Origin of the sequence: Halomonas sp. H5 (assembly GCF_050613175.1) — a bacterium.
GTDB lineage: Bacteria > Pseudomonadota > Gammaproteobacteria > Pseudomonadales > Halomonadaceae > Bisbaumannia > Bisbaumannia salifodinae.
The window spans coordinates 111,579-124,812 of record NZ_CP192510.1 but is presented as its reverse complement, the minus strand read 5'-3'; the positions used below and the strand labels follow the sequence as shown (position 1 = coordinate 124,812).

The following is a 13,234-nucleotide window of genomic DNA, read 5'->3' as shown; positions in this document are numbered from 1 at the left end:
GATGGCCCACGCAAGCGGACTGCACTTTACCCTGAGCCTCGCCGGCACCGCCGACCTCGACCTGGCGGTGGTCGACTTCACCCTCGACGAGGCCCTCTCGGCGCCCTTCCGCCTGGAAATCCAGTTCGCCAGCCGCGACGGCGAGCTCACCGCCGAGGCCTTCCTCGACCGTGAGGCCAGCCTGACCGTCTGGCAGGACGGCGAGCCGCTGCGCCGCGTCCATGGCATCGTCAGCGAGTTCGCCCGCGGCGACCGCGGCCACCGCCGCACCTTCTATCACCTCGAGATCCGCCCGGCGCTGTGGCGCCTCGGCCTGCGCCACAACTCGCGGATCTTCCAGGGCGTCTCGCCGCTGACCATCATCAACACCCTCTGCGAGGAGCGCGGCCTGCGTGATGTGGCCTTCGCCGTGACCCGCGAGCCCGAGCAGCGCGAGTACTGCGTGCAGTACCGCGAGAGCGACCTGGCCTTTATCCAGCGCCTGGCCGCCGAGGAGGGACTGTGCTTCTTCCATGAGTTCGAAGACGCCGAAGGCGGCACCCACCGCCTGGTGTTCGCCGACGATCCCCAGGTGCTGGGCGGCCTGGGGCCGCGGACCTACCATGGCCGCGCCGGCGGCACCCCGCCACAGCGCCATCTGCGTAAGCTGCGCCAGGTCTCGCGGGTCCGGCCGGCGTCGGCGACCCTGAAAGACTACAGCTTTAAGCAGCCGGCTTATTCACAGCTCCATGAGCACGCCGCCGCCGACCTCGAGACCCACGCTCAACGGGACGACTACGAGCACTACGACTACCCGGGCCGCTACAAGGCGGACGCCTCCGGCGCGGCCTTTACCCGCATCCGCCTCGAGGCCCTGCGCCGCCAGGCCACCACCGCCGAGGCCGAGAGCGACCTGCCGGAGCTGGCCCCCGGCACCCGCTTCACCCTCGAGGGTCACGACCTCGATGCGGTGAACCGCGACTGGCAGGTGCTGGCGGTGGTCCATACCGGCAGCCAGCCCCAGGCCCTGGAGGAGGAGGCCGCCCAGGCCGACGGCCTGACCACCCTCGCCAACACCCTGGTGCTGGCCCCCGCCGACCGCGCCTGGCGTCCCGAACCGCCGCTGCGGCCCCGGGTCGACGGCCCCCAGGTGGCCTTCGTGGTGGGCCCCGAGGGCGAGGAGATCCACTGCGACGAGCACGGCCGGGTCAAGGTGCAGTTCCCCTGGGATCGCTACGCGGCCCCGGATGACACCGCCAGCGCCTGGCTACGGGTCAGCCAGGGCTGGGCCGGCGGCGGCTATGGCAGCATGGCCATCCCGCGCATCGGCCACGAGGTGATCGTCAGCTTCCTGGAGGGCGACCCGGACCAGCCGATCATCACCGGGCGCACCTACCACGCGGTCAACACCCCGCCCTACGCGCTGCCCGAGCACAAGACCCGCACCGTGCTGCGCACCCAGAGCCACCAGGGCGAGGGCTTCAACGAGCTGCGCTTCGAGGACCAGGCCGACCAGGAGCAGATCTGGCTGCACGCCCAGAAGGACCTGGAGCTGCTGACCCATAACGACCGCACCGAGGAGATCGGCAACGACAGTCACCTCAAGGTGCGCCACGATCGTATCGGCGAGATCGACAGCGACGACCACCTCACCGTGCACGGCAACCGCCATGCCCAGGTGGACGGCGACGACCACCTGATCGTCGGCGCCAGCCGCCACGAGCGCTATGGCCGCGCCCAACTGGTGGAGGCCGGCCAGGAGGTCCACCACAAGGCCGGCATGAAGGTGGTGATCGAAGCCGGCGCCGAGATCACCCTCCAGGCAGGCGGCAGCTTCGTCAAGCTCGACCCCTCTGGGGTCACCATCAGCGGCGCCAGCGTCAAGATCAACTCCGGCGGCAGCCCCGGCGCTGGCTCCGGCCAGGCCGCCGAGGCACCGCAACTGCCACGGCAGGCCACGGCGGAGAGCCATACCGTGGTGGCACCAATCCGGCACCGCGCCCAGCTCACCTCGCTGTTGAAAGCGCCGGCCAGTTGCGAGATCTGCGAGTCGGGTGGTAATCAGGAGCGTGGCTAAATGAGTGATCCGCATCGCATCACGCATGTGCTGGTGGACGGGGTGCGCTATCCGGACGCCCTCAGGCGGCTGTATGCACGAGACGATCTGGCCGAAATCGAGCCGTTGTACCTGCTCACCCGTTTCAGGGACGTCGCGGCGGAAGGGCCGATTCTGGTGGCGCCAAGGGATCATCATTTCGTCGACGACATTCTCGCCGAGGAAGGCGGGGAGCGAACACGCGCCATGTCGCTGATCTCGAGTGCGGCGTCCACCGCAGCACTGGGCGAGCACTTGCTGGGCTTCGTGGAGATCGAGGCCGACGGCGCTCGACGCCTGCTCAGGTTCGCCGACCCGTTGGTGTTGAGGCATTGGCTGGCAAGCTATGGCGAGAGCGTGCCGGCCGAGGTGATGGGGCCTATCCAGGCATGGCGAGTGGCGCATTGGGCACCGGCCTGGAACAAACCTACGGCCCCGGCATGGCGAACGTTCGAGATGGCGGCCGGGCAGACGCCCTCTGACGACCAGGTGTCACGCTCGCCCGATCATTTCGCCGAGCCACAGCTCGACGCCTTGAATATGGTGGCACGCTGGCAGTTCAAGGAGCGCATGTCGGAGTATTTCACGCGCCATGCCGGTGAAGCCTGGTCGCAGTTGGCTATCGAAGGGCGAGGCGATTGGTTGGAATCACGCCTGGATGAGGCCTTGGCCTGGGGAGCACAAACGGAGCGGCAGCTTGCCATCTGGATGGAGCTGAGCCTGCTCTGGGGGCCTGATTTCATGACGGCGCCAACCGGCCCCTACGCTCACTGGGTGGATCAAGATACCTCCCGCGGCAAATTGCCCCGCCAACAACGGCTGTATGAACTCGATGCCTGGTGTCGCTCGATCGAGGGGACCCAAGAGGCTGGAAACGAGACAACAAGGAAGTCATACCATGTCTGATCGTCAGGCCCAGCAGGATGCGCGTGATGCCGAGTTCGACGAGACCCCCTTCGGGGCGACCGGCGTGTGTCCGCTATATCTCGAGAGCGCCATCTTCCCGGTTCGCTATGCCATCGACGAGGCAGCGAGCGAGAGGGAGGTGGCGCAGGGACCACACCCCCTGACCGAGCCCTGGGAACAGCATGGCTATCCCGAGTTGCAGACGCGCAGCTACTGTCTGCGTCAACTCCGTGATGGCTGGCTGTACGTGTGGGATGAGGTTGACCGAACCTTCCACGAGTATCGCATCGAGGGTCACCAGTTCACGCGAATCCCCTGGCCCGAGGACATCAACGTGACCCAGCCCGACGAACGCCAGGGAGACGGGGAGAGCAAGCCCTACCTGCTGTACCCGTGCCGCAGCCGGATTTGGCTCGCTTACTCTCCCGCGCAGTGGACCTGGCGCATCTGCGAGCATATGCGTTCGAACGTGGATTCCCGCCGGCGCTTCATGCGGTCGCTCGACATACGCTCGGCCGTCGAAGCTCCCGAACACACCGCGCATGTGGGGCCGTTGAGCGAATTGGGGCAGCACCTGGCCGATATCACTCCACAGGGTGCGACCCGTGACTTCGACTCGACCACGGTGATGACCCGCGCGCTCACCCAGGAAGAGCGGGAAGGAGAGGGCGAGACGGAATATGTCGCGCTGGCTTCCAAGCCCGAGATCGATCAGAACGCCGTGCTGGCCCAGGTACCCGACAAGGATGAGGCACTGTTCGTCGCCCTGGACGATCCCCTGGGGGTCGTCAATGACCTGACCATGAACCTGCTGGGCGTAGAGATGGCCTCCGAGCAGTTCGAAGACGAGCATGGGCACCAATTGCAAACGGCGCGGGTAGTGCAGGAGCTGGGCCTGGTCGATATTGACGACTTGATCGACCCCGAGGTGCGTCACGACCCCGAGCGCTACCGCGACGCGATCATCAAGACGGGAGAACTGCTGGACGTCCTGGCCAGTATGGATGCCGGATCGGACCATACCTTGGTAGCGAAAGAGATGCATGCCAGGCGGCTGCGCGAGGAACTGCATGAGCTGGGTATGCCCAATCCGCCAGGTCGGAACAGTTCGCAGTACGAGGCATGGCATGCTAAGGAACAACCGCGCCTCGATGTCAGACTCGATGAGGTCATTGACTATCTCGCCGAGCACGGTCCGCGTCACGAGCGCCTGCGGGCTCACTGCCAACGCAGCCGCGAGGACCTGATCACCTGGCTGGATCGGCTCCCGACCTCGGCCCAGGCGCTATGCTTCGATGGTTGCAATGCGCTCCAGACCCAGGCGCTGATCGAGTTCACCCGGATGGTCAGCGAGGCACTAGGAGCCAGCGAGGAGGGCCAGCAGTGGCTCACCGAGCGGGCCCGTCGACGCGACAACCTGGTGGGGTTGGCCTTGTTCAACTTCTCACCGGAGCTGGAGCAGGCCCTCACCGAGATAGCGAAGAACTTCATCGAGACGGGCGAGGCGGATGGCCTGGAAGTATCGGATCTCACCAGCTATGCCTCGCGGGCCAACGAGATCAAGGCCGTGCTCGATCTCGAACACGTTCGCAGCAGCAAGGCCTTTCAGGCCCTGGCACCCCATGTCCAGAAGTTTCTGGACACTCTGGCCACGGCCGTGCAAGGGCCGGCCAAGCTCGCCTGGGAAGGGCTCGCCTATCAACTCCTCCCGGCGGTGGGCGCAGGCGCCACGGTCACCATCGAGCGTCTCGCCCGGGGGCTGTCGCAGACCATGCAGGCGGCCTTCATGCATCCCGACAATGCGGCCAGGAATACCCAACTGGTCCGTGATGGCGACTACGAAGCCCGACATCGTCGTTGGCGGAGAGACGTCGTGCGCCTGCAGAATCGTATCCGCGGGCTGCGGGCGACCCTGTCCCGGCCGGCTACGCCCCACGATCGCTCCGCCCAGATCAGGGATCTCAACGGCCGGCAGCAGGATCTCGACGAGCTGATGACCCGTGAGCCGAAGCGTTTCGTCGCCCGCCAGGGCGGGAGTTCCGGTGGGCCGGCCGAGACCCTGGGCTTCGATGAACTTCACGAGCAGCGACGCCTAAAGCTGCAGGAAGGTGCCGCCGCCGCCCGCGCCCGTATGCAGGGCTGGATGACTCGCTACGGTGGCGGGCTGCCGCTGCTGGTCGCCGGACTCAACCTGTTGAACGTGGGTGCGACCCTCTCGACCATCGAGCGCGAGGGCATGGACGACAACGCCAGGCAATCCCTGATCAGCGGCCTTGGCTACACCACCAGTGCGGTGATGGCGCTTTGGGTTATGCCGTACTGGCAGAAGCATGCATCGCTTATGGCTCCAATCGAAAATGTGCCGACCAAGTTGGCTAATGCTGGTATCAGAATCTGGGATGGGAGTAATGCCGTCTTTGCCCGCACGGCGGCCAAGCTGGCCACCCGGGTGGCGGGTATGGCAATCTTTGGGACTATCGGCGCGGCTGCGGAATCCCTACAAATCTATGGGCAGTTTGATTCGGCAACGAGCGCCGAAGAACGCTTAGCATTGGGTGTCAAGTTAACGAGTACTGTGGCGATGGGACTTGTATCAGGTGCTCAACTTCTCGGTGCTTCTGCAGGATACCTTTGGTCCTTTGCCTGGATCATGGCGTCCTGGGCCATCTGGACCCTGGCTATCGCCGGGGTGGTATATCTCTTCGCCTCTTACTTCGCTAATAGGTACCACCGCGAGGGCATTCGTCTTTGGCTCTATCGGAGCGGCTGGGGCAAGTCTCCCAGGTGGTCCAACGACGACGAGGGGCGGACCACTGAATGGCGTGCCCTGCTGGAGACCCTCTACCAGCCGACGGTTCGTCTGGAGCCGGTGACGCGTCTGGGGTATCAAGGCCCTCGTGCTGTCAATGTTCATCAGGGCTTCTGGCTCAAGATTGCGCTGCCCTCCATGCTGGCGGGAGAAACGCTTCAGCTGTCCCGAAACGCGAGCCAGGGGTTCTGGGCACCGGCCTCCAGCCTCGAAGAGCGCTCCGACCAATCGTCTGGTGAGCTTCCGGCATCGGCGGACTATGGCCCGCAGGAGACGCGCGTCTGGCAAGCCTGGCTGCCCGCCGATGCGCAGGCCCCGGACGCGCCTTTTGCGCTGTCGATCGATTACCCCGAAATGCTATTGAGCTCCCCTCATAGCGCTGACTATGTGTTCTCTAAACCACAGGCCGATGAGGGAACTTTCGACCTGGAGCCAGGGGGAAATGCCGAGATCTGCCAGCCAATAAGCCATTTATTTAGCCTGACGGTGCCGGCATAATTGACCGCCGCATGATGGCATTTCATAAGAAGCCAGTTGGGTTGCATTCTTCAAAGGTAAGTAAACATGTGGTTTATTCAGCCAAGTAAAAATTACGCCCCTGAGATGCCATGGGAGCGAGTCGATGAGCCAGAGATCATGAGCTGGCAGATCAGAACAAGGGACTACAACACCTTTGCGGCAAACATAATGCTGCTTGTTATCTCACTTATTTCCGGGGGGGTTTGGTTTTCTTTTGCTTATTCCTTTCTAGAGATGAGCAAAATTATGTCCATGGTTTGCGTAGGGATGTTTTTTTTAATGACACCTGTTTTTATGAGCATGACTCACCAGACTTCTATTATCGTCTATCGCTTGACGGACAAGGGCTATGAGAAGATCTCCTGGAAGCCGCAGATAGACTCGGTCAAGCCGGTGATGAAATGGACGGCCATTATCTCCGGTATCGCCGTATTGATCGCTGCCTTTTTTGACCCAGCCTTCCTGCTCGGCATGATAGGGCCGGCAGGCTTTGGTCTGATCGCGCTGATGATGGGAAACTCCAGTGAACACCAGTCATTGGTCCGTGGAGAAAGGCATGAAAATCGTGATTGGGATGCTGTTGAAGAAATTGTGTTATGGAGAAAACGACGCCTGGTAGGAGTGAAGATGACCTTTGATGATGGCTATGGCCCGCACTCAAGCTATCAGAAAATTTATTGTAACAAGGGATGTGTCGAAAAGGTTGTCGATTTTGTCAGGAGCAAGGCGAAGAATGTTGATTTCCTGGAGAGAAAGCTGATTGTCAATGAAATTTCTGCTCAGTAGATGATCTCAGGAAGCGATGCCCATCCATTACCACCAGGGAAGGCATTGACTTGTCTTCCCCGGCGGTAGCGTGGCTAACCGCCTGCCCATTGACCGACAATCGCCACATCCCTAGGGACGAGATGACCTTTGACACCCGACCGTCGGCGCTGACCTGGGTCTGGAACCGCCAAGGAGGCCGCCCATGAGCCCGACCGAGACCGAGCCGCGTCCGGCACCCGACGGCTACGCCGAGACCGCCTACCGCGCCGATGCCATCCCCGAACAAAGCTATGCCCCCCATAATGAGATGCTGCGCGGGCGTATCCTCGAGGCGCGCCTGCCCTGGGGCAGCTACCTGGGCCTTAACCCCACTACCTACCAGTACTCGGAAAGCTGGTTCCGAGAGTACCAGCATATCGGTGACGATTATCACGATTACACCATGATCAATGAGACGCGTTGGTCACAACAAGTCGACGAAGGCGTGGGGGGGATTTATCGAATATGCCGATTCCTGCTTTTCCTCTACTCACACGGATTTAGCTTTATCTTACCCGGGGGGGGACGCGCTGGGGGGGGAGTGTTTTTTACAGGAATTGCGGCCTTTACCTCCTTGGTAGGAACCATAGGGCAGCTTTTTGTCGAGGAACCACAATTCCCTTTTCTACTGCTTGGTGTTCCGCTTACCGTCGCTCTATTTTGTGGGTTCGCCACGCTGATTCTCCAGCTTTGGGACAAGTACGAGCTCAGGTTCTATAAACGTAACCGAAACTGGACGGACGACCTGGCCTTCTGTCGCCGCACCGGTATGATCAAGACGCCGATCGGCGACTTCCCCTTCTACGAGTTCGATGCCTTTCTCGAGATGACCGTGGGTACCCAGGGTTCACAGTTCCATTCGCTCAAACTGATCCACCGCTACCCCCACCGCAGCTGTCTGCTGCATACCAAGCACCCGCTGGAGTTCAGTTTCTCCGTGGATGGCAGCATCGCCCAGCGTTATGCCGCCTGGGATATGCTACAGCGTTATATGGATGTCTCCCAGCCGCTGCCGGATATCCCCCAGGTGGAGCCCTTTCGGCATCTCGACCCCACCACCCGGGCCCATGACGAGGCCGGCAAGCGGGGCCGTCCCACCACCTACTGGCGTGACCTCTATGCCAGGGCCAGCGAAGCGGAACTCAAGGCGCTGCGCGAGGCCCATCGGGCCGAGGTGGATAGCGCCGCCTGGGGCGGCCGTCCCGACCTGATGGAGCGCTCGGCACCCAACTTCGGCGAGGCCCGCCGAAGCGAGCCCCAGGACGTCAACGCCTACGGCCGCTTCCCCTGGAAGGCCGGCCCACTCGTCGAGCGTCCCGAGGCCACCTCCCCGGAGGACTCACCGAGAGAGACGCCCCGACAGGAACCGCCGCCCCGCTAGCGGCAACGCCGATAACTCCGCCGAGTCTCCCGGTGGGAATAACGGCCAGGGACCGTTATCCCCACTCGGCGCCACATGGAACGTGGCGCCCATTCTCACCCGCCAGGGAAGGCATTGACTTGCCTGCCCCGGCGGTAGCGTGGCTAACCGCCTGCCCATTAACCGCCAATCGCTACATTCTTAGGGACGAGATGACCTTTGACACCCGACCGGCGGCGCCACCCTGGGTCTGGAACCGCCAAGGAGGCCGCCAATGGGCCCGACCGAGACCGAGCCGCATCCGGCACCCGATGGCTACGCCGAGACCGCCTACCGAGCCGATGCCATCCCCGAGCAGAGCTATGCCCTCCATAATGAGATGCCGCTCTTTTTGTCTGAAGTCAGGCCGAGAGCCTCGATTCGTAGCGCTGATGTCAATCCTTCACCATTAACCATTACCCCTTGAGAAGTCCATGACTGGTTATATTGCCGCAGCGATTGCTATTTTTATAAAGATTCCCGTCTTCATATGGATTAGCCACTGTGTTTTTATTTTACCTGGAAAGGCTAGAAAGTTCAGGAAAAACAACTTTCCGACAAGGGAGCTTTCGATAAATGAGTACAGGCTTCTGAAAAGATACTATCCAAAAGAAAAGTTTTTCAGAGGAGTTTGGGAGTTTGATGGCACTCATGAAACAGCTGCAACCTGGGGAGATTGGGAAGGTCGAGAAGTAATCAAAGGCATCCCTGTGACCTATCACTCAAGTGCTGAAAGCTCCCTAAGGCGCAAGGGTAAAAACAAAGTAGAAGTAGCCATGGGGAAGAAGAAAGCCTACATAATAAGATTAAATGATCGATATAGCATTACTGGCCATGCGGAAAAAGTTGAAGCACACGAAAGGTTCTGGGATCAATGGATGATGGGGTTACCCGGGGCTATTGAAGGCCATGAAGATCTGGAGCTTGTTGGCCAAAGAAGCAGCACAAAGCGTGAACAGTTCCATCAAGCGTACCGCTATGCTCCTGAGCTTGCAGGTGGATATGGACTTAGGTTCACAGGTGTCTTTCTTTCATCAACTGGGCTTGCCTTACTATGGCTAATACATTACAACAGCAACTCTACAAATACCATGGCTTTTGTTGCGGCATTTATAGCAGCCGTCGCAGGAGCATTTTTTATTTCCTTGCCCGCACATGCCATGTCTAGCGAACAAAAAGTTAACATTGTCAAAGGAAAATACAAAGGACTATCAGAAGAAGGGATAAAGTTGGGCGGAATGAAGTTTCGGGTCAATGATGACAAAAGGCACTTCTTTTCAAGCACCTCTATTAATAGATTAATAAGAATTGATGTTTATTCAGCGAGCAATATGGTGATTGGCATTGACAACAGATCTTTTTTTGAAGATGACTCGGTTAGCAAAGATAAAGAGCCTATAGGCGCAGCCTTATTGATGATGGCTCTTTCATTTCTATCCGTGTTATCTGCACATAGCCTAGACTTTGAGGGAAGGCCTCTACTCCCTTACTCCATCTTCATTCATCTAAACTCATTTATGGGAATATTATACCTCCTTGTATTCTTGTTAAAAGTCAGGTCCCAGCCATCTCCAGAGAAAATCTTTCTTTATCGTAAAGCTGGAGACTCTTGATTTGATCGCTTTAACTTAATCTTACGAATCGTAAAATAGCATCTTTCCCACTAGAATAGGAGGCATATATCCCATATAGCAGATGTACGCGGGAGAAAATGGAAATGATTGGCGTAGAGGCTATCTTCGCAAGTGTGATTTCCAGTACATCACCAACATAGAAGCGGCTAATCCGGATGCGGCCATGACCGCAGCGAAACAGCCTGTCAACGAAGACGCTCAGGAAGGAACGACCAAGGGATGAGTCGCCACAAGCCCCATTGTCGTCTACCCCTCGAGTTTTCCCACATCACACCACCGTCTCAAGGAGAGAGCACATGCTTCCATTAAGTTTCAAACGGGCTTTTGACATCGAATTCGTCAACGCCCTGTATGAGCGGCTTCAGCACCATGATGACTCCCTGACGCTGATACTCAGGACGAAGAGCGGCAGAGTCGTCACGGCCCCCAGCAAGGCTGGCATGGGAGAAATTCGCAACGCAAACAACAAGCCACTGTTCGGAATGAACCCGAAGGAGGGAATCGTAAACCTGAAGCAGGCAGGGGAACTGCAGGCCCCCTTGCTTGATTTCCTGAAGGAACGAGGCGTCGGCCAAGAGGAGGTCAGCTATGACCTTGGGATTATCTGCACCGTGATCTACGTTGCATTGATCGCTGGCGTTGGGCTCTTCTACACTTCCAACAATAATATCGAATTCCTTTACCCCTACCTCCTTGCCTGCGTGGCTTTCACCCTCTCGGGCCTGGGATTGATGTCATATGCTTATAGGCCTGGCCAGGAGAAGTGGTTCATTCCGTCCATGCTGGTCCTCGCCATCGGCGCTTTGCCCACCTCGCCTTCGAGCCTCCTGGCATTGCCGATGATCAAAACCTTCGGTCGCGCCAAGCTGCGTCGGCTGCTTAATCAGGATAGCGAAGCAGCAAAAACATCCCATGGCTAGTGCCCGCTATGGCATCGTATCCCAACATAGGAGAGCGCAAGGGCGAGCCAAGAAGAAGAGGAGGACCAACTGGCGGATTTCATAAGGTAGAAGGGGCACTTCGGGCTGGTGATCTTCTCGCTGCTGAAGCTGCTGTTCGATAACCGGTCCGATCTGTCGATTTGCCTGGATCAAGCCTAGTTCGCTCTAACGACGAGGGGCCTCCCGCATGGCGGGAGGCCCCTCGTCGTTGGTGACGCCGGCGATCAGCCCAGCCGGGCGCGGATGGCGGCTTCGATGCCGGCGGCGTCGAGGCCGCAGTCGGCGAGCAGTTCCGCCGGCTTGCCGTGCTCGACGAAGGCGTCGGGCAGGCCCAGCTGGAGCAGCGGGGCCTGGATGCCCTCGGCGGCCAGCAGCTCGGCCACGGCGCTGCCGGCGCCACCGGCCACCACGTTCTCCTCCAGGGTCACCAGCAGGTCGTGGCCGGCGGCGGCGGCCAGCACGGCGTCGCGGTCCAGCGGCTTCACCGAGCGCATATTGAGGTGGCCGGCATCGAGGCGTTCGGCCACCTCGGCGGCCGCCGGGTTGAGGCTGCCGAAGGCCAGCAGGGCGACCCGGGCGCCGGGGGCGGCGCCGCTCTCGCGGCGGGTCTCGGCCCGGCCGATGGGCAGGGGCTCCAGGTGAGCGGGGATCGCCACGCCGGGGCCGGTGCCACGGGGGTAGCGCACCGCGGCGGGGCCGGGGTGATGGTAGGCGGCGCTGAGCATGGCCCGGCACTCCGCCTCGTCGGCGGGGGCCAGCACCACCATGCCCGGCACGCAGCGCAGGAAGGAGAGATCCATGCTGCCGTGGTGAGTGGGGCCATCCTCACCCACCAGGCCGGCCCGGTCGATGGCGAAGGTCACGTCCAGGTGCTGCACCGCCACGTCGTGGATCAACTGGTCGTAGCCGCGCTGCAGGAAGGTGGAATAGATGGCCACCACCGGCTTGACGCCCTCGCAGGCCATGCCGGCGGCGAGGGTTACCGCGTGCTGCTCGGCGATGGCCACGTCGAAGTAGCGCTGGGGATACTCCCGGGAGAAGCGGATCAGGTCGGAGCCCTCGCGCATGGCGGGGGTGATGCCGATCAGCCGGCTATCGGCGGCGGCCATATCGCAGATCCAGTCGCCGAAGACGTTGCAAAACTTGGGTTGCTTCTTGGACTTCGGGGCGACCGGCGCCGGCGCCTCGTCGTTCTTCTCCGGCTCACTCTTCTCCAACTTGGTGATGGCGTGGTAGCCGATGGGGTCCGCCTCGGCGGGACGGAAGCCGCGCCCCTTGCGGGTCTTCACATGGAGGAACTGGGGACCGTCCAGGTCGCGCATATTGCGCAGGGTCTGCACCAGCAGCGGCAGGTCGTGGCCGTCGATGGGGCCGATATAGTTGAAGCCCATCTCCTCGAACAGCGTCGCCGGGCTGATCATGCCCTTCATATGCTCTTCGGTGCGCCGCGCCAGCTCCAGGGCCCCGGGCAGGTGGGAGAGCACCTTCTTGCTGTTCTCGCGCATGGCGGTATAGGGCTTGCTGGCGAGGATCCTCGCCAGGTAGCTGGCGATACCGCCGACGTTCTCGGAGATCGACATCTCGTTGTCGTTGAGCACCACCAGCAGGTTGGCGTCCACATGGCCGGCGTGGGCCAGGGCCTCGAAGGCCATGCCGGCGGTGAGGGCGCCGTCACCGATCACCGCGCAGGTGCGCCGCTGCTCGCCCTTGGCGCGGGCCGCCAGGGCCATGCCCAGCGCCGCGGAGATGGAGGTGCTGGAGTGGCCCACGCCGAAGGTGTCGTACTCCGATTCGGCGCGGCTGGGGAAGGCCGCCAGGCCGCCGTACTGACGGATGCGCGGCATCGCCTCGCGGCGCCCGGTGAGGATCTTGTGGGGGTAGGCCTGGTGGCCCACGTCCCAGACCAGGCGGTCATGGGGCGTCTCCAGGGCCTGGTGCAGGGCCACGGTGAGCTCCACCACACCGAGGCCGGCGCCGAAGTGGCCGCCGCTGCAGCCCACGCTGTAGAGCAGGTAGGCGCGCAGCTCGTCGGCCAGCTGCTGGAGCTGGGCGCTGGGCAGGGCACGCAGCGCGGCCGGGGTGTCCAGGGCGTCGAGCAGCGGCGTGGCCGGGCGCTCGGCGGGAATCTCGTCGAACAGCTTCATG

At 61.4% G+C, this 13,234-nt stretch carries 9 protein-coding genes; 8 read left to right on the top strand and 1 reads right to left on the bottom strand.

Translation table 11 applies throughout. From position 1 onward, the window contains the following. Nucleotide 1 precedes the first annotated feature (1 nt). The 8 genes from ACQ1W9_RS00530 to ACQ1W9_RS00495 all read left to right on the top strand — a co-directional run bounded on the left by ACQ1W9_RS00530 (nucleotide 2) and on the right by ACQ1W9_RS00495 (nucleotide 11,068). The gene (locus tag ACQ1W9_RS00530) at nucleotides 2-2,056 is read left to right on the top strand and encodes a type VI secretion system Vgr family protein (protein WP_431024834.1); all 2,055 of its coding nucleotides are present in this window, start codon (nucleotides 2-4) and stop codon (nucleotides 2,054-2,056) included. Continuing rightward, nucleotides 2,057-2,980, top strand: a complete 924-nt coding sequence (locus ACQ1W9_RS00525; RefSeq protein ID WP_431024833.1) for a DUF4123 domain-containing protein — start codon at nucleotides 2,057-2,059, stop codon at nucleotides 2,978-2,980. After that, complete coding sequence (locus tag ACQ1W9_RS00520) at nucleotides 2,973-6,287, top strand: T6SS effector BTH_I2691 family protein (protein WP_431024832.1); 3,315 nt, start codon at nucleotides 2,973-2,975, stop codon at nucleotides 6,285-6,287. Before ACQ1W9_RS00525 ends, ACQ1W9_RS00520 begins: the two co-directional genes overlap by 8 nt. Nucleotides 6,288-6,353: 66 nt before the next feature. Further along, nucleotides 6,354-7,094, top strand: coding sequence for a hypothetical protein (locus tag ACQ1W9_RS00515; RefSeq protein WP_431024831.1), 741 nt, complete (start codon nucleotides 6,354-6,356; stop codon nucleotides 7,092-7,094). A gap of 790 nt (nucleotides 7,095-7,884) precedes the next feature. After that, nucleotides 7,885-8,496: a hypothetical protein gene (locus ACQ1W9_RS00510; protein WP_431024830.1), complete on the top strand. Its 612-nt coding sequence runs from the start codon at nucleotides 7,885-7,887 to the stop codon at nucleotides 8,494-8,496. A gap of 253 nt (nucleotides 8,497-8,749) precedes the next feature. Continuing rightward, entirely contained in the window at nucleotides 8,750-8,941 is a 192-nt protein-coding gene (locus tag ACQ1W9_RS00505; protein ID WP_431024829.1) for a hypothetical protein, read from the top strand. A 7-nt stretch (nucleotides 8,942-8,948) separates the two neighbouring features. Then, nucleotides 8,949-10,127, top strand: coding sequence for a hypothetical protein (locus tag ACQ1W9_RS00500; RefSeq protein WP_431024828.1), 1,179 nt, complete (start codon nucleotides 8,949-8,951; stop codon nucleotides 10,125-10,127). 317 nt (nucleotides 10,128-10,444) lie between these two features. Next, entirely contained in the window at nucleotides 10,445-11,068 is a 624-nt protein-coding gene (locus tag ACQ1W9_RS00495; RefSeq protein ID WP_431024827.1) for a hypothetical protein, read from the top strand. Between the two features lie 245 nt (nucleotides 11,069-11,313). On the opposite strand, the gene dxs is transcribed toward ACQ1W9_RS00495, so the two are convergent. Beyond that, nucleotides 11,314-13,233, bottom strand: a complete 1,920-nt coding sequence (gene dxs / locus ACQ1W9_RS00490) for a 1-deoxy-D-xylulose-5-phosphate synthase (protein ID WP_431024826.1) — start codon at nucleotides 13,231-13,233, stop codon at nucleotides 11,314-11,316. Nucleotide 13,234: the final 1 nt, after the last annotated feature.